Raw genomic sequence first — 20199 nt, 5'->3', positions numbered from 1 at the left:
GTAGTCAGAAGCCGCTGGTTGGCGGCTTCATTAGGATGGTTGCAAATGCATAACGGCGCCGCAAGGCGCCGTTTGCTTTATGTCTGCTCAGAGTGTGGCCGAAGTCTTAGGGCGGTTTTGCCTTTTAGCCTTTGGACGAACCGCCCGCTGCCAGGAATTGCGCCAGGCGGGGGCTGCGTGGCGACACCAGCACTTCTTCTGGCGGGCCTTCTTCCTCGATTTGACCTTCGTGCAGATACACCACCTTGCTGGAGACGTTGCGAGCAAAGCTCATTTCGTGCGTAACCACCACCATCGTGCGCCCTTCTTCGGCCAAATTCTGCATAACGCGCAGAACTTCGCCCACACGCTCGGGGTCCAGTGCCGAGGTTGGCTCGTCAAACAGCATCACTTCAGGTTCCAGCGCCAGCGCCCGGGCAATGGCCACGCGCTGCTGCTGGCCGCCTGACAAGAAGGCCGGGTATTGTTTGGCCAGATCGCGCGACAGGCCCACCTTGTCCAGATACAGCTCCGCTTTGGCAATGGCCTGCGCCTTGTCCATGCCCTGGACATGAATGGGCGTGGCGGTAATGTTTTCCAGCACCGTCATGTGGGACCACAGATTGAAGTGCTGGAACACCATGGCCAGGCTGGTGCGCAGGCGCTTGAGCTGTTGTTTATCTACCGCAACCAGTTCATCCGTTTTGGGGTCCAGACGGGTTTTCAGTTCCTCGCCCTTGATGACGATACGGCCGGAATTGGGCGTTTCCAGAAAGTTGATGCAACGCAGAAACGTACTTTTGCCCGAACCACTGGAACCGATCAGGCTGATGACATCGCCCGGCTCCGCGCTGAGAGAGACTCCCTTGAGGACCTCCAGGGAACCATAGCGTTTGTGAATATTCTCGATGAGCAGGTTGGGCATGGAAAACGGTATCGTATTGAAAATAAAAAAGACCGGCGCGACGCGGCAGAGGGGATTACAGCACAGACTGGCCGTCAGGCAAATCATTGATGCTGTGGTTTTCCCGTACAAATCTGTGGGTCTAAACGGATTTGCGCGCATTTCTGGGTTTATGATGCAGTCTTTCCCGCAGCCCTGATCGGGCTAAGGGCGCAGCGCAAGCCGCGTTTTAGCCAAGCTTAGGTGTCCGTTACAGGGGACCTGTTTCTAGAGAGTGTTGTCATGAAAAAAGTGGTCCGTGCCAAGCTGCATGGTATCAAGGTGACCGGTGCCGACTTGAACTATCACGGCTCGATCACCCTGGATCCTGAAATCTGCGAACAAGCGGGCATTTTACCCATGGAGTTTGTGGAAATCTGGAATAAGGACAGTGGCGCCCGTATTTCTACCTACGTGATTTTCGGTGAACCCGGCTCGCGCTGTGTGGTCCTGAACGGCGCGGCGGCCCGTACCTGTCAAAAGGGCGACACCGTCATCATCTGTGCAACCGAATACGTGATGAACTCCGAAGACCTGTATTCCCTGCGCCCTACCGTGCTGACCTTCACGCCGGAAAACGAAGTGGATGAAGTCATGCACTACGAAGTGGCCAAGACCGCCCAGCGCGATTACGACTTCCGCGTGGTTCGCGACGACCGCCCTCGTGGTGCCGAGCGCCCACTGGCTCGTGTGGATGTGGACGCCCTGTCCGCAGACCTGCGCTCCCGTGGCCTGGATGATCGTGCCATTGCCGACATCCTGTCCTGCCACCTGGCCGATTTCGCGCCTGCGAACCAGAACTGATTGAATGTCACCGGGCCGCATCAGGCCCGCTGATGGCTTTATTGAAAAACGCGGTGTTCACTGCCTCTGGCAGCAAACACCGCGTTTTTTGCTTTAGCCCGTTCGTGGCCCAATGACTTCTGGCGCTCCAGCCTGAATATGGCGTTTCGTGCAGCGCCGTAGTGCCGCGTATCGTCAGACCACAAGATACCCAGAGCGCTGCGATCAGAGCGCTTGAGTACCTTGTTCATCACGTTCAGCGTCAATATTGGGCGCGTAGCGTCAGCATCACGTTGCGTGGGTCGCCGTAGTAGTTGTAGGCGCGTTCGTGGGCAATATAACGGTAGTACTTCTTGTCGAACACGTTGTTCAGGTTGAGGGTGGCTGAAACTTTGGGCGTGAAGTCGTAGCGCACCATCAGATCAGCCACGGCGTAAGGATTTTGTTCGATACGGATCGTGCCGGCCGTGTTCTCGTACAGGAACTTGGTCTGCCACGTGAAGCCACCCCCCACTGTCCACTGGCGCAACGAGCCTGGCAGGCGGTAAGAGGTAAAGAGCTTGAACATATGTTCTGGCGTGCGCGTGTTGAAGGGCTTGCCCTGGTTGGCCGCATCTTTCACGTACTTGGTGGTGTTGTAGGTATAGCCAGCCGTCAGATTCCAGCCTGGGGCCAGTTCACCTGTCAACTCCGCCTCAATCCCTTCGCTGCGCACTTTGCCTGAGGCAATCGAGCAGTAGTCGCTGGTGGTGTAGGGGCACGGTTTGGGGCCGTCCAGATCGGTCTGGGCGCGGTTGGTTTCTTCGATACGGAAGGCCGCCAGCGAAGCCTGCACGCGGCCATCCTGGAATTCACCCTTGATACCCGCCTCGTAGTTGGCACCCACGATGGGCTTGAGCAAGGAGCCGTTGCGATCGATGGCGTTTTGCGGACGGAACACGTCGGTATAGCTGGCGTACAGCGAGTAGTTATCGTTCAGATCGAATATCAGACCGGCGTACGGTGTGAACTCGCCACTGACCTTGTAGCTCGAGGAGGCCGTGTTGGCGCCGGTGAGCAGATTGGTGCTGTCGCTGCTGTAGTCCCACCAGCTCCAACGACCACCCACGATCAAGGTAAGCGGATCGGCAAGACTTAGACGAGCAGCAGTATAGATGCCCGACTGCTTGGTGGTGGTGGCGGTGCGCGATTCATAAGGCCCAATATTGGGCGGAGGCAGCGAGGTGGGGTCCCAGTTAAAGACATCGGGCCGGATGCGGGCGTATTCACGCAGCGGCACCTGGTCGGTTTCGGTGGGATTGCGGCGCATGTTCGCACCTACTACCAGCTCATGCTTGCGGCCCAGTAAGGAGAATGGGCCCGAGGCGTACAGGTCCACGCTGGTCTGGGTGCGGTTCAGGCTGCTGGCTCGTGCGTAGTTCAGGAGTGGGCCCTGGTGCGTGTTGCGGTCCACGCCCGCGCCCGAGGCGGACAGAAACACCGTGTCTACGTCGTAGTGCTGGCGGTTGGCCGACAGCTTGGTCTGCCAGCCGTTGTCCATCTCCCAGGTCAGGTCGCCGAACACGGTGGTGCTGCGGGTGGCCCGGTGGTTCCAGTCGGCACCCAGGTAAGTGCTGCGTGGCAGTTCGAGATCGCCGCCATCGTCAAAGAAGACGACGCCAGTGCCGTTGGGCGTACCCTTGGTGCGCTGATGATCCACCCCCACGGTGGCCGTGATCGAGGGAGTGAAGTCGTATTGCAAGACGCCATACAGCACTTCCTTGCGTTCCTTGACGTGATCCACGAAGGAGTCGCGGTCGTCGTGCACGGCCACCACCCGCCCACGCAGATCACCGCTGTGGTTGAGTGGACTGGAGACGTCGGCTTCCACACGATAGCTGTTCCACGATCCCACCATCGCGCTGCCGCTGGCGGCAAATTCACGGGTGGGTTGCTTGCGCACCAGATTGAGCGTGCCGCCCGGGTTGCCGGCCCCCTGCAACAGACCCGCCGCGCCGCGTACCACTTCCACACGGTCGTAGATAGCCATGTCGGCGGCCGCTTCCGAGCCGCCTGCGCCCAGCGAGACAGGCACGCCGTCAAGCTGTGCCGTATCCAGCGAGAAGCCGCGGATCTGATAAGTCGTGCCCAGCACTTCGCCTTCCTGCACCTTCACGCCGGTGGCTTGCTTGAGTGCGTCGTTAAGCGTGAGCAGACCCTGGTCGTCGAGCCGCTGGCGCGTGATCACGCTGACCGACTGCGGGGTTTCACGTGCGGACAGGTTCATGCGCGTGGCCGAGCTTGCCGATGCGTTGGTGTAGCTGCCTGTGCCTTCGGTCCTGGGATCGAGTTGTCCACGTACGGTTACGGTGCTCAGCTGGGTGACGTCACCGGCAGGTGCCTCTGGGACTTGGCGCAGATGGTAGCTGCCATCCGAGCTGGCAATAGCAGTCAGGCCAGTACCGGCCAACAGTGCATCTAGCGCGGCCTGGGGCGAAAACGTGCCGGAAACGCCTGGGCTGTTTCTGTCCCTGGCCAGCTCACCGGCTCCAGCGACCAGTACGCCGGATGCGCTTGCAAAGCGAGCCAGCGCTGTGCTCAAGGGGCCTGCTGGAATGCTGTAGCTTTGTTGTTTGGCAGACGCACTATTGATGGTTTGGGCGTGGGCTTGAGGATGCCAGCTTGCCAGGCTCAATGCACCGCTGGCCAGGGCGAGTTGCAGCACGCAGGCCAAGGGGCTTAGTTTGAAACCGGGTCGGAAAAAGTGCATGGCACCAAAAGAGTTCGCCCCTCGGGCGACAGGCTGGGAATAGCCGGGCATGATGAATTCTGCTCCTTGGAAGCGGTGTAGTCGGCGAGAGCGAGCCGGTTTGCATGTGTCCTGGTCAGATTCTGGTTTTGTGCCAGGAGACGGGTAAAACGATGCCCTCATCAGGTATATCGAACACGCCGAGGAAAAGCGGAACTCGGAAAAGTGGAAATAGCCGGTTTGAAGCATTGGGCCGCTTGAATAGGCCCGTAAACCGGCTTGTCATGCACGGCGGCTGATGCCCGTGAATGTGTGTCTGAATCAAGGTCAGTGCTCGGCCAGTTCAATGCTGACCCACCAGGGCAGGGTTCGTTTGATGCGAATGGGCAGCACCCCTTCCAGCATTCTCAAGGCCCGGTCCGGATCGGTGGAGGGATAGCTGCCAATCACAGGCAGCTGGGCCGCCTCGGGTGAAACGCTAAGGTGGCCGCCGCGATAGCGCTGCAATTCGCGCACGACCTCGATCAAGGGTGTGTTGTCGGTGACGAGGATGCCTTTGGTCCAGCTTTGTCGCTCGGGCAGGACAGCAGTGGTAGCCGCAATCGCGGTACGCGAAAGCTGTGTCTGCTGACCGGCATGGATAATGTGCTGCTGGCGCTTGTTTGCCGTGTCCACCTGTACCGCGCCTTGATACACCGCCAGAAAAGTCTCCTGACCGTCCAGTCGCACCGTAAAGCGTGTCCCCAAGGCACGCAGCAAGCCTTGACGGGTTTCGACCAGAAAGGGCCGTGCAGGATCGGCCGCTGTATCGATCAGAATTTCACCCTGAACCAGGGAGAGCAGCCGTTGATTGCCTCGGTAGTCGTGGTTCATTGCAGTGTCGGAGCTGAGCCAAACGGTAGAGCCATCGGGCAAAGTCAGTTGATGGACTTCACCACGGGCGGTGCGATGCTCGGCTGACCAGGCCATTACTGTGCCGGGCAAGGACGTATGTTGCCAGGCCAGCCAACTGCCCAAACTGCTGCCTGCCAGTGTGCCCAGGCCCAGCAGCAATTGGCGGCGGCGTCCCATTCGTCGGTTGGCCAGGCAATAGCTTTGGACGGCAGCCTGGCGGCTGTCGCTGCTTTGTATCGGTTCAAAGCGGCCACTGATGCGCTCTACATACTGCCAGGCCTTGCGATGCTCGGCCTGAGCGGCCAGCCAGCGTTGCCAGCTTTGTCGATCCTGGGCCGAGGCCTCGTCCGAGCGCAGCAGGGCAAACCATTCGGCGGCCTGCTCCAGCGCGTCAAATGAAGGCTCCAGCGTATCGTCGGGATGCAGTTCGGAAGTGCTCATAGGGGGGCGTACAGGCAATCAGCGTGGCTCGGGCAGGCTGGACGCCTGATGCACGGGCATGTCAGAGGCGGTATGGCGGGCTTCCAGCTTCAGGCAGCACAGCATGGCCTGGCTAAGGTATCGGTGCACCATGCGTGTGGACACGCCCAGCGCCTCTGCAATTTCCCGGTTGCTCATGCCGTCGGCCATGGCCATGAAAAAGGCATTGCCCACTTTGGCAGGCAGGGTGCGCAACATGCTGTCTATCTCTTGCAGGGCTTCCAGCACCAGGGCCTGGTGTTCGGCAGAAGGAACCAGGGCGGCCGGGCGGTTGGCCAGCTCTTCCAGCCAGGCTTGTTCAATCTGACGGCGTCGCCATAAGTCCACGCACATGCCATTGGCCATGAGCCGCAAATACACACGGGCTTCGGGTTCGCTGCCGAATTGACGGGGTTTTTGCAGCAGTCGGACAAAAACGTCTTGGGCCAGATCGGCCGCATCGAAGGAATTACCTAGCCTGCGTCGTAGCCAGCTATGCAACCAGCCGTGGTAATTCCGGTAGAGCGATTCCGTGTCGGGTGAGAAGGCGGCATTGTGCATGATGCGTTCCAGTGGTGCCTGCTCGACCAGAAAAATGGTAGAGGATCGGGCAATGAGAACTGAGAATAATTCTCAATTATCAGAAAAAACCGCCCATTCGGCAAGTTGCCGTGGGCGGTTTTACTGTTGGCATCGCAAGCGATCAGGCCTGATCGCGCCCTTCTTCTACAGCATGACAAGCCACTTCTTGCGGCCCGGTTTGCAGCAAAGCCGGGGCTTCGCGGCGGCAGCGATCATTGGCCAGCGGGCAGCGTGGATGGAAGGTACAGCCCGATGGCGGGTTCAGTGGATTAGGCACTTCACCGGCGACCGGGATGCGGCTTTTGCCCGCTCCGCTCATGTCAGGAATGGCTCCCAGCAACATGCGCGTGTAGGGGTGGCGAGGCTGCGCGAACAAATCGTCGCGTGGCGCAATTTCCACAATCCGGCCCAAATACATGACGCCAACCCGGTCGGCCACGTGATGCACCACGGCCAGATTGTGCGAGATGAACAGATAGGTCAGTCCCAGTTCGCGCTGCAAATCCTTCATCAGGTTCAGGACCTGTGCCTGCACCGACACGTCCAGCGCCGAGGTGGGCTCGTCACAGACGATGAATTCGGGTTGCAGAGCCAGAGCACGGGCAATGGAAATACGCTGGCGCTGGCCGCCGGAGAACTGATGCGGGTAGCGCTGGGCGTCGCTGGGGTTCAGGCCCACTTGCGTCAGCAGCTCGGCCACTTTGGCCTCTTGCTGGGCGCGGCTCATGTCCGTGTGGGTAACCAGTGGTTCGGCAATGATGCGGCCCACGCGCCAGCGCGGATTCAGGCTGGCATAGGGGTCCTGGAAAATCATCTGACGGCGTTTGCGCATGGATTTTTGGCTGGCCTTGTCCATGGATTTCAGGGACTGGCCGTCAAACAGAATCTCGCCGCGTGTCAGCGAATACAGGCCCGTCAGCAAACGGGCTACGGTGGATTTACCGCAGCCGGATTCGCCTACCAGGGCCAGGGTTTCACCCTTGTTCAGAGTGAAGCTGACACCGTCTACTGCGCGCAGATTTACCTTTGGTTTGCGGTAGACCAGGCGTTCCAGCAAGGGTGGGGACACATCGAACCAGCAGGCAGCGTCCTTGACCTGGACCAGGGCTTGTTTAGGGGCGCTCATGCGGACTCCTGTGCATGCAGCCAACAGGCCGCCTGTGTTTGTGGGGGAACAGGCAACAGCTCGGGGCGTTCGACCAGGCAGCGATCAAAGCGACGATCACAGCGTGGATTGAAGGCGCAGCCGGGCGGGATGGCGTTCAGGCGCGGCATGCTGCCGGGGATTTGCTCCAGACGCTCCAGCCCCGCGTGCAGATTGGGAATGGAACGCATCAAGCCACGGGTATAAGGGTGGCTGGGGTTCTGGATTACATCCTGTACAGGGCCGATCTCGATAATGCGACCGGCGTACATCACGGCCACGCGGTCGGCAGTTTCCGCAATCACCCCCATATCGTGGGTAATCAGCATGACCGAGGTGCCTTGCGAGCGACAGAGTTTTTTCAGCAGGTCGATAATCTGCGCCTGAATGGACACGTCCAGTGCCGTGGTGGGTTCGTCCGCCACGATCAGCTTGGGCTCGGCCGCCAGGGCCAGCGCAATCACCACCCGTTGGCGCATGCCGCCGGAGAACTGGTGCGGATAGTGGTCGATACGCTCGCGCGCTGCCGGAATGCCGGTAGCTTCCAGCAATTCGATGGCGCGTTCCTGTGCCTGTTTCCAGGACAGAGGCAGGTGCGTGACGATGGTTTCAGCCAGTTGATGACCCACGGTATAGAGCGGGTTCAGCGAGGTCAGCGGGTCCTGGAAAATCGCGCCAATCTTGCGGCCACGAATCTTGCGCATCTGGTCCTGGTTCAGATTGTCGATGCGCTCGCCTTCCAGCAGGATCTGGCCGCCGCTGATGCGACCGGGGGCATCGAGCAAACCAATAATGGAGGAACCCGTCAGGGATTTGCCGGCACCGGACTCGCCCACCACACCCAGCACTTCGCCGGGGGCGATGGAAAAGGACACATGATCCAGGGCTTGGAGCACACCACGCCGGGTCGGAAATTCGACACACAGGTCTTGGACAGTTAAGAGTGCAGTCATGGCTTAGCTCAATTTGGGGTTCAGGGCGTCACGCAACCAGTCGCCCAGGAGGTTGACCGACAGCACCAGCAGCACCAGCATCAGGCCAGGGAAAATCGTGATCCACCATTCGCCCGAGAACAGGAAGTCGTTACCGATCCGGATCAGGGTGCCCAAAGAAGGCGAGGTGGCCGGAACGCCGACGCCCAGAAAGGACAGCGTGGCTTCGGTGATGATGGCGGTGGCCAGATGCACGGTGGCCAGCACCAGCACGGGGCCCATCACATTGGGCAGCACATGGCTGAACATGATGCGCGGGGAGGACACGCCAATCACGCGGGCAGCCTGTACGTATTCACGGTTTTTCTCCACCAGCGTAGAGCCACGCACGGTACGGGCATATTGCGGCCAACCGGCCAGCGCAATCGCCCCGATCAGCACCGGGAAGGCGACTACATCGTGCATGTTCAAGGGGAACACGGCACGGGCCACCCCGTCGATCAGCAAGGCAATCAGGATGGCCGGGAAGGACAACTGCACATCGGCCACACGCATGATGAAGGCATCCACACGGCCACCGGAGTAACCGGCCAGCAGGCCCAGCACAATGCCGACCACCATGGACAAGGCTACCGAGGCCAGACCGATCAGCAAGGAGGTGCGCGTCCCGTACAACAGGGCCGAATACAGGTCACGCCCCTGGCTGTCTGTTCCCAACCAGTATTGGGGCGAACCGTTTTCCGACCAGGCCGGGGCCAGCAAGGCATCCATCAGATCGATGGAGGTTAGATCGAAGGGATCGTAAGGAGCCACCCAGCGGGCACCCAGCGCGCCGATAAACAGCAGCAAGGCCATGATGGTGGCCGCAATGGCGACGGGCGAGTGACGCCAGGACCAGACCAGATCGCTATCCCAGGCGGTTTTCAATTTAGCGAACATATTAGTGCCCCTTGGCGCCCGACAATTGGGTGCGCAGACGTGGATCGACCAGGAAGTACAGCAGGTCTACCAGCAGGTTGATCACAACAAATACCAGGGCAATCAGACAGAGATAGGCCGCCATCACGGGGATGTCGGCAAATTGCACGGCCTGGATAAACAGCAGACCCATGCCCGGCCATTGGAAAACGGTTTCCGTCACGATGGCAAAGGCGATGATGCCGCCCAGTTGCAGCCCCGTGATGGTGATAACCGGCACCATGGTGTTTTTCAGGGCGTGGCCAAAGTGGATGGCGCGTTGCGACAGGCCACGGGCACGAGCAAATTTGATGTAGTCGGCGCGCAGTACTTCCAGCATCTCGGAGCGCACCAGACGCAGGATCAGCGTGAGCTGGAACAAACAGAGCGTGATGGCGGGCAGGATCAAATGCTTGATCCCGTCCCAGCTAAGCAGGCCGGTACTCCACCAGCCAAACTTCAGGACTTCTCCCCGGCCATAACTGGGCAGCCAGCCCAATTGCACGGAGAAGATCAGGATCAGCAAGATACCGATCAGGAAGGTGGGCAGTGATATGCCCAGCAATGAAAAGGCCAGAATGCTTTGCGCCATGAAACCATTACGCTTCAAGGCGGTGTACACGCCCAGTGGCAGGCCTATCAGCAAGGCCAGTATGGCGGCCACCACGGAGAGTTCTACGGTGGCAGGCAGGCGGTCTTTGAGCAGGGTGGAAACCGGTTGGGCTTGCCGCAGGGACAGGCCAAATTCGCCTTGTACGGCCTGGGACACGAAGCGTCCGAATTGCACGGGGGCGGGTTGGTCCAGCCCCAGGCTGGCACGCAGTTCCACGCGATCTTGTTCGGTGGCGTCCTGTCCCAGCATGATGGTGACCGGGTCACCAATGTAGCGGAACAGCACAAAAGCCAGAAGGCTGACCGTCAGCATCACCAGAACAGCCTGGATCAGACGGCGAATAATAAATACCAGCATAGGCGGTCTCCTGGTAGAGCGCGGGGATCACTCGCGACCAGTGTCGTCCTTAATGTGTAGAAAGGGCCCGGCAAGGGGGCTGGTGTAGAAACGGATGACTACAGCGTAATGGGAACCAGCCCCGCACGGAGGCGGGGCTGGGGTATGAAAACAACTTAGTCGATGGTGGTCCATTGGGCCAGCATGCGGTTGTCCGCACGATGTACCACGTTGACCTTCTTGGCCATGGCCCAAGGAATGATCTGGTCATGCAGGGGAATGTGGCCCACTTCCTTGGCATGAATTTCCAGAACCTTGTGGATGGCCGCATCGCGCTTGGCGGTGTCGGTTTCGGTCTTGATCTGGTCGATCAAGGCGTCCACTTCGGCGTTTTCGTAGCCACCAAAGTTAAAGGAGCCGTCAGCGCCCTCGCCCTTGCTGTGCATCAGGCTTTGCAGGGTGTACAGCGCATCAAAGGTCGGCACGCCCCAGCCAAACATATAGGCGCTGGAGTCAAAGCTTTGTACCTTGGGGAAGTAGGTGGCGCGTGGCATGGCGTTCAGGTTGGCTTTCACGCCGACCTTGGCCCACATGCCCACGATGGCCTGGCAGATGGCTTCATCGTTGATGTAGCGATCGTTCGGGCAATCCAGGGTGAAGGTCAGGGAATTGTCGTAACCGGCTTCTTTCAGCAGTTCCTTGGCACGATCCTGGCTGTAAGGCAGGCGCTGGGCCAATTCCTTGGTGTAGCCGTGAACCTGAGGGGCCACCATGGTGCCGGTGGGGGCGGAAGAACCGCGCATCACGGCTTTCTTGATGGCTTCAATGTCGATGGCCACGTACAGGGCTTCACGCACACGCTGGTCAGCAAAGGGGTTCTTGCCCTTGATGCTGCTGTACTTCAGTTCCGGATTCTTTTGGTCCAGACCCAGGTAGATGGTGCGGTACTCGTTGCCTTCCACAATCTTGGTTTGCTGGCGCAGACGCTGCAAGTCCTGCGCAGGCGGGTCCAGAACCAGGTCCACTTCGCCCGACAGCAAGGCGGCGGTACGGGTGGCGTTCTGCTTGATCGGGACGTAGATCACTTCGGTGACATTACCCACCTTGTTGCCCTTGTTCCACCATTCTTCGTTTTCGACAAAGACGGTGCGCACGTCCACTTCACGCGACTTCAGCTTGTAAGGGCCGGTACCGTTGGTGTTGCGAGCCGAGTAGGTTTCTTCGTTCTTGTTGAAGTCCTGGGGCTGGGTCACATTATTCTTTTCCGACCAGGCCTTGTTCATGATGAACACACTGGTCAATTGGCGCAGCAGAACCGGGTTGGGCGCGGCGGTGATGATGTCCACCGTCTTGTCGTCCACTTTTTCAGCCTTGACGATGCCGTTCACGTAGGCCTTGAAGTTGGACGTAGGGGCCATGGCGCGCTGAATGGAGAACACCACGTCATCGGCGGTAAAGGGAGCGCCATCGTGGAATTTCACCCCTTCGCGCAGCGTAAAGCGCCACACAGTAGGTTCGCGCTGTTCCCAGGCCGTGGCCAGGCTGGGCACAATCTGGAAATCCTTGTCGTAGTCCACCAGCGCCTCATAGACATACATGCTGCCTGTGATCGTGAGGTTTTCGTTCTGTGCGTGTGGGTCCAGAGTCATGAAGTCGCCCTGGCTGGACCAGGTAAGCGTTTTGCTGTGGCCCACCAAGGGCAGGGCGACCAGAGCTGCCAGCGCAGCAGCCAATACTGTTTTTTTCATGAAAACCTCCTGTTGGGGTGCTGGGAGTCAGCTGATAATGAGGCTGCATAGTAACCGGGCGCTTGCTACCGATTCAATACGTAGTTTCAGCCTGCTGTCAGCTTAATGATGTTTAGTGATTTATATCATCCCGGCGCTTATTCAGTGGCTCTCGGTGCACCGCTGACTTGTCGCTATAATGGTGTACATATATACAGTTAACAGGCTGATCAAGGTGGCGGCACAAGAAGAAAAACCTCTGGAGCGGCGTATTGCTCATGTGGATATGGATGCGTTTTATGCCTCGGTGGAGCTGCTGCGCTACCCGCATTTGCGCGGCAGTCCCGTGGTGATTGGCGGGCGCAGTGCTGATGCGCCCAGGCAATTGCCCGATGGCAGCTGGCAACATGCCCGTCTGGCCGATTATGTTGGGCGCGGGGTGGCCACGACTTCGACCTATGAAGCGCGTCAGCTGGGTGTGTTCTCGGCCATGGGTTTAATGAAGGCGGCCCAACTGGCCCCCGATGCCATCTTGCTGCCTGCCGATTTCCAAGCTTACCGCCATTATTCGCGCTTGTTTAAACAGGCCGTAGCCACGGTCTCGGACCATATCGAAGATAGGGGTATCGACGAGATCTATGTGGACCTCAGCCATAAAACCGAAGACAGCCACGAGCTGGCTGAGCAGATTCGACAAGCCGTGAATCAGGCTACGGGCCTGACCTGTTCGGTAGGCATCACTCCCAACAAATTGCTCTCCAAAATTGCCTCAGAACTGAACAAGCCCAATGGGGCCTGTGTGCTGACCATGGACGATGTGCCTACCCGCATCTGGCCGCTGGCTGTGGGCAAGATCAATGGCATTGGTCCCAAGTCGGTCGTGAAGCTGACGGAAATGGGCATACAGAAGATTGGGGAACTGGCCGCTACACCTGCAGAAAAATTGCAGGAACAGTTTGGCCTGCGCTACGCGCAATGGCTAATGGCCGTGGCTCAAGGCCAGGACGAGCGCCCTTTATCCACCGACCGCACGCCTAAATCCATCAGTCGTGAAACCACCTTCGAGCGTGATCTGCACGTGCGCATGGATCGGTCCCGCCTGTCTGCCGTGCTGGAGTCCCTGTGTGAAAAGCTGGAGCAGGATTTACGCAAATCCGCCATGTGCGCCCAAACCATAGGCATCAAGCTGAAGTTCGAGGACTTCAAAACCGTGACGCGCGACCTGTCCCTGCCCGCTCCCGTGCTGGCGGCGGATGCCATTCTGGCTGCTGCCCGCCAGAATCTGAAACGCGCCGTGCTGGACAGACGCTTGCGCTTGCTGGGTGTGAAAGCCAGCGCTCTGCTGCCCATCAGTGAAATGCCGCAGGAGCAGCCTCGTCAACTGGATCTGGACGGTTTGTTTTAGGCAGGCAGATCTTTGGAAGGCTGCTTGGAAGACAGGTTTTATACAAACGCGTCCCGGCGACTCCCACCCCGATACCGTGCAAAGATTTCAGGCTTAAAACGCTTTGGCGCCTGCCAGGGCGCGGATGTGTACCAGAAAAGGGACAATCCACGGCCAGATGGCCATTGTCCCAGGCATAAGCGTCCTGCTGGGGGTGTGCTGCGTTAGAATTAATTGTCCAGCCGCCGGGCTGGTTTATTTTTTCTTCTTTCATTTTCATCAAGGTTTGCCGTTATGGAATTCGATCGGGCCGGTGTACGTGCATTAATGGAAATTACCCAGCGTCCGGAGTTGGTCTTTGTGCGAGGAGAAGGTTCCTGGCTGCAAGATCACAACGGCAAGCGATACCTGGACACCGTCCAGGGCTGGGCCGTGAACGCGCTGGGCCACAGCCCTGCCAACGTGATCAAGGCGATCACCGAACAAGCGTCCAAATTGATCAACCCCTCGCCTGCGTTCTACAACGAGCCCTCTATCGAGCTGGCCAAACGCATCGTGGAACACTCCTGCTTTGATCGCGTGTTCTTTGCCAACAGTGGTGGCGAAGCCAACGAAGGCGCCATCAAGCTGGCGCGCAAATGGGGTCAGATCAACAAGAACAACGCTTACAAGATCATTTCTTTTGAGCACTCTTTCCATGGCCGTACCCTGGCTACCATGTCCCTGTCTGGCAAGCCCGGCTGGGATCGCATGTTTGCTCCACAGGTCGACGGCTTTCCTAAAGCCAAGCTGAACGATCTGGAATCCGTGCGCGCGCTGATCGACGATCAAACCGTGGGCATCATGCTCGAACCCGTACAGGGCGAAGCCGGTGTTATTCCCGCTACCGTGGAATTCATGAAAGGCCTGCGCGCTCTGGCTGACGAGCACAAGCTGCTGCTGATCGTGGACGAAGTGCAAACCGGCATGGGCCGTACCGGCACCATGTTTGCCTACGAACACTCGGGCATCCGTCCTGACATCATGACCCTGGGTAAAGGCATTGGTGGTGGCGTGCCGTTGTCGGCACTGTGCGCCCGCGAAGAAGTGTCCTGCTTCCAGCCAGGCGACCAGGGCGGTACCTACAACGGTAACCCCCTGATGACCGCTGCTGGCGTAGCCGTGTTCGACGAACTGGCTGCTCCTGGCTTCCTGGAGTCGGTCAACGCCCGCGCCAAGCAGCTGTCCGAAGGCCTGCTGGCCATTAGCGCCAAGTGGGGCATGAATGGTGAGCGTGGTGAAGGCCTGTTGCGTGCTCTGATCCTGGATCAGGACGACGGCCCGGAAATCGTGGCTGCTGCTCGCGACCGTGCTCCAGAAGGCATGTTGCTGAACTCGCCACGTCCTAACCTGCTGCGTTTCATGCCAGCTCTGAACATCACGGCCGACGAAATCGACCTGATGTTGGCCTGGCTGGACGAAATCCTGGTCAAGGTTCGCGGCTAAGCGGCCAGCTTGCTGTACAGAAATCCGCCTTCGGGCGGATTTTTTTTTGGTCTTGAGAGGCTGCAGACGTATGTGGGTAGCACCGCGCTGCTAACTTGAAACGCGCATGAAATATCACAAATGCCATCGTTGGCGGTATTTAGTTTATTTTCAAAAATAATATAAATATCAATAACTTGAGGTAATTTCATCCAGCAGTTAGCCAGCATAAGTAAATGATTGTTCTGTTGTGGTGTCAGGAGAATGGAGTCGATGTAATAGAAGCTTCCAAGATTTGCCTGCAAGCGCAGGCCCACCCCGTGAGGCACTGTTTACCATGCTCCAGCAACTGTCCAAACTCATCGTAGCTAGTGCCCTTGTGCTGGCTGTTTCTCCGGCCATTGCCGCCGATTCTTTACGCATTGGCGTGGTGCCGGGCGCCTATGCCGATTCCATCAATGCCGCGGCCAAGGATGCCAAGGCCCAAGGCATCAATGTCGAGGTGATCGAGTTCACCGACTGGACCACGCCCAATGTGGCAGTGGATAACGGCGATATTGATATCAACTACTTCCAGCACCAGCCTTTCCTGAAAAACGCCATCGAGAAAAATGGCTACAAGCTGGCCAGTGCGGGTACGGGCATTCTGGCTAATGTGGGTGTGTATTCGCTCAAGCATCAGGCGGTGGACCAGGTCCCTCAGGGCGGTAAGGTAGGCATTGCCAACGACCCCGTGAACCAGGGGCGTGGTCTGCTCTTGCTGCAAAAAGTCGGGCTGATCAAGCTCAAGCCAGAGGTCGGTTATCTGGGCAGCCTGGATGACATTGTCGAGAACCCCAAAAAGCTCAGCTTTGTGGAAGTAGAAGGCCCGCAGCTGGTGCGTATTACGGGGGATGTGGATATTGCCCAGGGCTATCCGCATTTCATCGTGGCGGCCAAAGCCTTTGATCCTTCCAGTGGTCTGGCCTACTCCGGTATTGAAGATACGCAGTTTGCCATTCAGTTCGTGGTGAAAGCGGACCGTACCAACGATCCTGTCATTCAAAAATTCATTTCCATCTATCAAAACTCGCAGTCTGTGCGTGACGTGTCGCGTGCGGCATTCAATAACGACGAGCGCCTCTACACCCTGGCCTGGCTGAATGCACAAGGAGGGGCGAAATAATGGCTGCGATCTTCTCCTCTCGCCTGCAGCGTTGGGCGCTGGGCATTCTGTTTGCCGCTGCCCTGCCGTTCAGCAGCTCTGCCGCCGTGATCAAAGTGGGCTCCATTCCCGGTGCAACCTCGGATGCGGTGCAAGCGCTGATCCCGGAAGGCAAAAAGCAGGGTCTGGATATTCAGTTGGTGGAATTTACGGATTGGACGCTGCCCAACGAGGCCGTCAACAACCGCGATATTGATGTGAATTTCTTCCAGCACGAAGCCTTTTTGAACAATGCCATCAAAGAGCGTGGCTACGACCTGGAATTGATTGGTCTGGGCTTGCTGCAAAACATTGGCCTGTACTCGAACAAGTATCAGTCTCTGGACCAGGTTCCCAAGGGCGCAACCGTGTCCTTGCCGAATGATCCGGTCAATCAGGGCCGTGGCCTGTTGCTGCTGCAAAAAGCGGGCCTGATTACCTTGCGCCATGGTCTGGATACCGGGGCTACGGTCAATGATGTGGTGGACAACCCCAAGCAGCTCAAGCTGGTGGAAATTGAAGGCCCGCAACTGATTCATTCCCTGCCGGATGTGGATCTGGCCGTCATCTGGCCCAGCTATTTCGTCAGCGCTGGCCGCAAGGCGGATGCGGGCAAGGCCCTGGTCTATTCCGGCATTGCCGACACCTTTTATGCAATGGGTTTTGTTACGCGCAAAGATCGCGTCAACGACCCTGCCCTGAAACAGTTCGTGGAGCTGTTCCAGCAGTCGCAGGCGGTACGCAACACGATTGCAGACCGCTTTGATCACAACCCCCATCTGTACACCTTGCCCTGGCAAGGCAGCAGCACAGCGAGCAAGTGATATGGCATACACATCAGCACTACGGCGTAATTTGGACGAGTTGCGGGACACCGCCGAACAGGCCGCAGGACAGCGCGAGGTTCACAAGGCCAGTGCGTCTGCCAAAGCGGAACTGGAACAGCAACCCAGCGTCGTCAAGGCAGGCAGCGTGGCTTTTCGCAATCTGTCCAAAATCTATCAGTCCTCGGCCGGCGCCGTGCCTGCCTTGCAGGACATTGATCTGGACATCGCGCCAGGCAGCATCTTCGGCATTATCGGTCGCAGTGGCGCGGGTAAATCCAGCTTGCTGCGCACCATCAACCGGCTGGAGCGCCCGAGCAGCGGCCAGGTACTGGTGGATGGCGTGGACATTGCCCGCTTGAATGAATCGGAACTGGTGCAGCTGCGTCGCCGCATTGGCATGATTTTTCAGCACTTCAATTTGTTGTCTGCCAAAACGGTGTACGAGAACGTGGCTTTGCCCTTGAAGGTGGCCGGGGTGTCGGCACAAGACATTGCTCAGCGTGTTCAGGAACTGCTGCAACTGGTCGGCTTGCAAGATAAGGCCGATACCTATCCCAGTCGTTTGTCGGGTGGGCAAAAGCAGCGCGTGGGCATTGCTCGCGCCTTGGCAACCGGCCCGGAGATTTTGCTGTGTGACGAAGCCACTTCGGCGCTGGACCCGGAGACTACGCAATCCATTCTGAGTTTGCTCAAGGACATTAACCGCCGCCTGGGCATTACCGTCGTGCTGATTACGCACGAGATGAGCGTGATCCGTGAAATTGCCGACCGCGTGCTGGTGCTGGAAAAAGGCCGCATTGCCGAGCTGGGCGAGGTCTGGCGCGTGTTTGGCAAACCGCAGCATGACGCCACCAAGGCACTGCTGGCACCTTTGCAGCACACACTGCCGGAGGACTTGCAGGCATGTCTGGTACAGCAGCCTCCTAAAACTGGCACGTACAGCCGCATCCTGCAATTGAGCTATAGCGGCGAAGGTGGCTGGGAGCCGGATTTGCTGCGCATTGCCCGCAGCCTGCCCGGCCAGCCGCAGCTGGTTCATGGTGGCGTGGACCGCATTCAGGGCCATGCACATGGACGTTTGCTGGTCGCCATTGAGGGGCATGTGAGCCTGCCCGATTTGACATCTTTGACGCAAGGCCCGGCGGCCATCGCGCATCACATTGAGGACATTGGATATGTTGTGGAATCTGAGTATCCCCGCTGAGCGTTACTGGCAGGCTTTTCTGGACACGTTGATGATGGTGGGCGTGTCTGGGGGCATTGCCTTTCTGGCCGGTATACCGCTGGCAGTGCTCTTGATTGTGACGGCCCCCCATGGGTTTTGGGAGTCGCCCAAGATCAACCGGGCGGTGGGTAGCGTGGTCAATGGTTTCCGGGCCACGCCCTTCATTGTTTTGCTGGTTGCGTTGATTCCTTTCACGCGCTTGCTGGCAGGCACCACGATTGGGGTGTGGGCGGCCATTGTGCCCTTGGCAATCAGCGCCACGCCTTTCTTTGCCCGTATTGCCGAGGTCAGCCTGCGCGAGGTGGACTCGGGCCTGATTGAAGCGGCTCAAGCCATGGGCTGCAAGAAGTGGGACATCGTGCGCCATGTCTACTTGCCCGAGGCGCTGCCCGGCATTGTGGGTGGTTTCACCATCACTATCGTGGCTTTGATCAGCTCGTCTGCCATGGCGGGTGCAGTTGGTGCCGGTGGCCTGGGTGACTTGGCAATCCGCTATGGCTATCAGCGTTTTGACACGCAGGTGATGTTGATCGTGATTGCCGTGTTGATTGCTTTAGTGACTGTGGTGCAGTTTGCCGGCGACCGCTACGTGCAATGGCTGCGAGCTCGTTGATCCGCACTTAGCCAGGGGTTGACGCTGCGCGTAATGGCGTCGCCTTTGCGGTGAATGTGATGTTTTTTATTTGCTCGAACGACCTGTCTTGAGCCGTGACGCAGGTGCTGGAAGCTGCGTCTATCCCTACCGTTTTTAGTCATTGAAAAGAGTGCCGTATGAATGATCGGATTACTCAGGGCGGAGCTTTGCCCCAAGCATCTGCAAAGCCGCGTCTGCCCTTGCCCCCCCAACAGCCGCATGTGATTGGCAGTGAAGCCGAAGCCCTCGCCATTGCCCGGCAATTGGCTGCTGAATTTGCCCAAACTGCTGCCGAGCGCGATCGCCTGCGCCAGCTTCCCTGGGACGAGATAGAGCGCTATACCGCCAGCGGCTTGGGTGCCATCACTATTCCCAAAGCCTATGGCGGCCTGGAAGTTTCCAATGAAACGCTGGTACAGGTTTTTGCCATCATCAGCGCGGCTGACCCTTCTCTGGGGCAGATCCCGCAAAACCATTTCGCGCTGATCCAGAACCTGCAAGACACCGGCACTGAATCTCAAAAGCAGCGTTGGTTCAAGGCGGTGCTGCAAGGCGCGCGTTTAGGTAATGGCGGGCCGGAAAAAAAGGGCAAGGCAGCGGTGATTACCGACATCACTGCCCATCTTGCTCGGGCAGCGGATGGCCGCTTGTGCGTTAGCGGCACACGCTTTTATTCAACCGGGGCCTTGTTCGCCCATTGGATTCCTTTCCGGGCTGCGGATGAGCAAGGCCGTGGCGTACAGGTCTGGGTGCGTCGTGATGCGCCCGGCGTGCAGGTGATTGATGACTGGAACGCTTTTGGGCAACGCACCACCGCCAGTGGCAGTGTGGTGTTCGAGCAGGTCCTGGTCGAGGAAGACCATGTGCTGGAAAGCTGGCGTTTTGTGGACAAGCCTTCCCTGTCGGGTCCTATTTCTCAACTGATTCAAGCCAGTATTGATGCCGGTATCGCTCAGGGGGCCTTGCAGGATGCACTGGAATTTGTCCGTAATCGTGCGCGCCCCTGGACCGATTCGGGTGTGGCCAGTGCCACGCAGGACCCTCATATCATTCAGGAAGTCGGGGCCTTGCAGATTGAGGTGGATGCCGCTCAGGAAGTTTTGCTGGAGGCAGCGCGTTTGCTGGATGAGTTGGCCGCCAAGCCCGTGGATGCAGACAGCAGCGCCCGTGCTTCTGTAGCCGTTGCCGAGGCCAAAATCCTGACGACGGAAGCGGCCTTGAATGCCAGCGAACAGCTCTTTGCCTTGGCCGGCTCGTCGTCCACCCGTGCGGCTCATAATCTGGATCGCCACTGGCGTAATGCCCGCGTGCACACCTTGCATGATCCGGTGCGCTGGAAATATCACTTGCTGGGTAATTACCTGCTCAATGGCGCCTCGCCGTCTTATCACCAATGGAACTGAGG

General features: G+C 58.5%; 19 protein-coding genes. 9 read left to right on the top strand and 10 right to left on the bottom strand.

Translation table 11 applies throughout. From position 1 onward, the window contains the following. Positions 1 to 124: 124 nt before the first annotated feature. Positions 125 to 904 carry an ABC transporter ATP-binding protein gene (locus N879_RS13890; RefSeq protein ID WP_009461219.1) on the bottom strand — a complete coding sequence of 260 codons (780 nt, stop codon included), beginning with the start codon at positions 902 to 904 and terminating at the stop codon, positions 125 to 127. On the opposite strand from N879_RS13890, the gene N879_RS13885 reads away from it, so the two are divergent. After that, on the top strand, positions 903 to 1082 hold the full coding sequence (locus N879_RS13885) for a hypothetical protein (RefSeq protein WP_021447139.1): 180 nt from the start codon (positions 903 to 905) through the stop codon (positions 1080 to 1082). The genes N879_RS13890 and N879_RS13885 overlap by 2 nt on opposite strands. 83 nt (positions 1083 to 1165) lie before the next feature. Next, positions 1166 to 1726 (top strand): aspartate 1-decarboxylase, encoded by a 561-nt coding sequence (gene panD, locus N879_RS13880; RefSeq protein ID WP_009461218.1) that lies wholly within the window; start codon positions 1166 to 1168, stop codon positions 1724 to 1726. Positions 1727 to 1967: 241 nt separating this feature from the next. Here panD and N879_RS13870 read toward each other — a convergent pair whose 3' ends face one another. The 8 genes from N879_RS13870 to N879_RS13835 form a co-directional block, all read right to left on the bottom strand. Then, the gene (locus N879_RS13870) at positions 1968 to 4505 is read right to left on the bottom strand and encodes a TonB-dependent siderophore receptor (protein WP_009461216.1); all 2538 of its coding nucleotides are present in this window, start codon (positions 4503 to 4505) and stop codon (positions 1968 to 1970) included. Between the two features lie 255 nt (positions 4506 to 4760). Further along, a complete protein-coding gene (locus N879_RS13865) occupies positions 4761 to 5768 on the bottom strand; it encodes a FecR domain-containing protein (protein WP_009461215.1) in 1008 nt (335 codons plus the stop codon). Positions 5769 to 5786: 18 nt separating this feature from the next. Then, positions 5787 to 6347 carry a sigma-70 family RNA polymerase sigma factor gene (locus N879_RS13860; protein ID WP_009461214.1) on the bottom strand — a complete coding sequence of 187 codons (561 nt, stop codon included), beginning with the start codon at positions 6345 to 6347 and terminating at the stop codon, positions 5787 to 5789. Between the two features lie 142 nt (positions 6348 to 6489). Beyond that, positions 6490 to 7494 (bottom strand): ABC transporter ATP-binding protein, encoded by a 1005-nt coding sequence (locus tag N879_RS13855; RefSeq protein WP_009461213.1) that lies wholly within the window; start codon positions 7492 to 7494, stop codon positions 6490 to 6492. Beyond that, on the bottom strand, positions 7491 to 8465 hold the full coding sequence (locus tag N879_RS13850; protein WP_021447138.1) for an ABC transporter ATP-binding protein: 975 nt from the start codon (positions 8463 to 8465) through the stop codon (positions 7491 to 7493). The genes N879_RS13855 and N879_RS13850 overlap by 4 nt, the downstream gene beginning before the upstream one ends. Positions 8466 to 8468: 3 nt before the next feature. Further along, entirely contained in the window at positions 8469 to 9383 is a 915-nt protein-coding gene (locus tag N879_RS13845) for an ABC transporter permease (protein ID WP_009461211.1), read from the bottom strand. Between the two features lies 1 nt (position 9384). Next, positions 9385 to 10371, bottom strand: coding sequence for an ABC transporter permease (locus N879_RS13840; protein ID WP_009461210.1), 987 nt, complete (start codon positions 10369 to 10371; stop codon positions 9385 to 9387). A 155-nt stretch (positions 10372 to 10526) separates the two neighbouring features. Next, positions 10527 to 12098, bottom strand: a complete 1572-nt coding sequence (locus N879_RS13835; RefSeq protein ID WP_009461209.1) for an ABC transporter substrate-binding protein — start codon at positions 12096 to 12098, stop codon at positions 10527 to 10529. A 214-nt stretch (positions 12099 to 12312) separates the two neighbouring features. Here N879_RS13835 and dinB point away from each other — a divergent pair, with 214 nt between their 5' ends. After that, the gene (dinB, locus tag N879_RS13830; RefSeq protein ID WP_009461208.1) at positions 12313 to 13482 is read left to right on the top strand and encodes a DNA polymerase IV; all 1170 of its coding nucleotides are present in this window, start codon (positions 12313 to 12315) and stop codon (positions 13480 to 13482) included. Between the two features lie 273 nt (positions 13483 to 13755). After that, the gene (locus tag N879_RS13825; protein ID WP_009461207.1) at positions 13756 to 14946 is read left to right on the top strand and encodes an acetylornithine transaminase; all 1191 of its coding nucleotides are present in this window, start codon (positions 13756 to 13758) and stop codon (positions 14944 to 14946) included. On the opposite strand, the gene N879_RS20455 is transcribed toward N879_RS13825, so the two are convergent. After that, positions 14943 to 15254 (bottom strand): hypothetical protein, encoded by a 312-nt coding sequence (locus N879_RS20455; RefSeq protein ID WP_009461206.1) that lies wholly within the window; start codon positions 15252 to 15254, stop codon positions 14943 to 14945. The genes N879_RS13825 and N879_RS20455 overlap by 4 nt on opposite strands. An 8-nt stretch (positions 15255 to 15262) precedes the next feature. Here N879_RS20455 and N879_RS13820 point away from each other — a divergent pair, with 8 nt between their 5' ends. From N879_RS13820 to N879_RS13800, 5 genes are all read left to right on the top strand, one after another. Further along, positions 15263 to 16090: a MetQ/NlpA family ABC transporter substrate-binding protein gene (locus N879_RS13820; RefSeq protein ID WP_031232816.1), complete on the top strand. Its 828-nt coding sequence runs from the start codon at positions 15263 to 15265 to the stop codon at positions 16088 to 16090. Then, positions 16090 to 16932 carry a MetQ/NlpA family ABC transporter substrate-binding protein gene (locus N879_RS13815; RefSeq protein WP_009461204.1) on the top strand — a complete coding sequence of 281 codons (843 nt, stop codon included), beginning with the start codon at positions 16090 to 16092 and terminating at the stop codon, positions 16930 to 16932. Before N879_RS13820 ends, N879_RS13815 begins: the two co-directional genes overlap by 1 nt. Position 16933: 1 nt before the next feature. Then, positions 16934 to 18139 (top strand): methionine ABC transporter ATP-binding protein, encoded by a 1206-nt coding sequence (locus tag N879_RS13810; protein ID WP_021447134.1) that lies wholly within the window; start codon positions 16934 to 16936, stop codon positions 18137 to 18139. Continuing rightward, complete coding sequence (locus tag N879_RS13805) at positions 18111 to 18773, top strand: methionine ABC transporter permease (protein ID WP_009461203.1); 663 nt, start codon at positions 18111 to 18113, stop codon at positions 18771 to 18773. The genes N879_RS13810 and N879_RS13805 overlap by 29 nt, the downstream gene beginning before the upstream one ends. A gap of 158 nt (positions 18774 to 18931) precedes the next feature. After that, a complete protein-coding gene (locus tag N879_RS13800) occupies positions 18932 to 20197 on the top strand; it encodes an SfnB family sulfur acquisition oxidoreductase (RefSeq protein WP_009461202.1) in 1266 nt (421 codons plus the stop codon). Positions 20198 to 20199 lie beyond the last annotated feature (2 nt).

The sequence above is a fragment of the Alcaligenes sp. EGD-AK7 genome (genome assembly GCF_000465875.3).
Classification (GTDB): Bacteria; Pseudomonadota; Gammaproteobacteria; order Burkholderiales; family Burkholderiaceae_B; genus Alcaligenes; species Alcaligenes phenolicus.
This window is presented reverse-complemented; position numbering and strand designations above follow the sequence as displayed.

Excerpts from the sequence above, each read along its gene's own strand:
- N879_RS13840 (WP_009461210.1), bottom strand. The coding sequence starts at position 10,371 with ATGCTGGTATTTATTATTCGCCGTCTGATCCAGGCTGTTCTGGTGATG.
- N879_RS13885 (WP_021447139.1), top strand. The coding sequence starts at position 903 with ATGGAAAACGGTATCGTATTGAAAATAAAAAAGACCGGCGCGACGCGG.
- N879_RS13850 (WP_021447138.1), bottom strand. The coding sequence starts at position 8,465 with ATGACTGCACTCTTAACTGTCCAAGACCTGTGTGTCGAATTTCCGACC.
- N879_RS13870 (WP_009461216.1), bottom strand. The coding sequence starts at position 4,505 with ATGCCCGGCTATTCCCAGCCTGTCGCCCGAGGGGCGAACTCTTTTGGT.
- N879_RS13860 (WP_009461214.1), bottom strand. The coding sequence starts at position 6,347 with ATGCACAATGCCGCCTTCTCACCCGACACGGAATCGCTCTACCGGAAT.
- panD (WP_009461218.1), top strand. The coding sequence starts at position 1,166 with ATGAAAAAAGTGGTCCGTGCCAAGCTGCATGGTATCAAGGTGACCGGT.
- N879_RS13890 (WP_009461219.1), bottom strand. The coding sequence starts at position 904 with ATGCCCAACCTGCTCATCGAGAATATTCACAAACGCTATGGTTCCCTG.
- N879_RS13810 (WP_021447134.1), top strand. The coding sequence starts at position 16,934 with ATGGCATACACATCAGCACTACGGCGTAATTTGGACGAGTTGCGGGAC.
- N879_RS13855 (WP_009461213.1), bottom strand. The coding sequence starts at position 7,494 with ATGAGCGCCCCTAAACAAGCCCTGGTCCAGGTCAAGGACGCTGCCTGC.
- N879_RS13865 (WP_009461215.1), bottom strand. The coding sequence starts at position 5,768 with ATGAGCACTTCCGAACTGCATCCCGACGATACGCTGGAGCCTTCATTT.
- N879_RS13835 (WP_009461209.1), bottom strand. The coding sequence starts at position 12,098 with ATGAAAAAAACAGTATTGGCTGCTGCGCTGGCAGCTCTGGTCGCCCTG.
- N879_RS13825 (WP_009461207.1), top strand. The coding sequence starts at position 13,756 with ATGGAATTCGATCGGGCCGGTGTACGTGCATTAATGGAAATTACCCAG.
- N879_RS13800 (WP_009461202.1), top strand. The coding sequence starts at position 18,932 with ATGAATGATCGGATTACTCAGGGCGGAGCTTTGCCCCAAGCATCTGCA.
- N879_RS13820 (WP_031232816.1), top strand. The coding sequence starts at position 15,263 with ATGCTCCAGCAACTGTCCAAACTCATCGTAGCTAGTGCCCTTGTGCTG.
- N879_RS13815 (WP_009461204.1), top strand. The coding sequence starts at position 16,090 with ATGGCTGCGATCTTCTCCTCTCGCCTGCAGCGTTGGGCGCTGGGCATT.
- N879_RS13845 (WP_009461211.1), bottom strand. The coding sequence starts at position 9,383 with ATGTTCGCTAAATTGAAAACCGCCTGGGATAGCGATCTGGTCTGGTCC.
- N879_RS13805 (WP_009461203.1), top strand. The coding sequence starts at position 18,111 with ATGTTGTGGAATCTGAGTATCCCCGCTGAGCGTTACTGGCAGGCTTTT.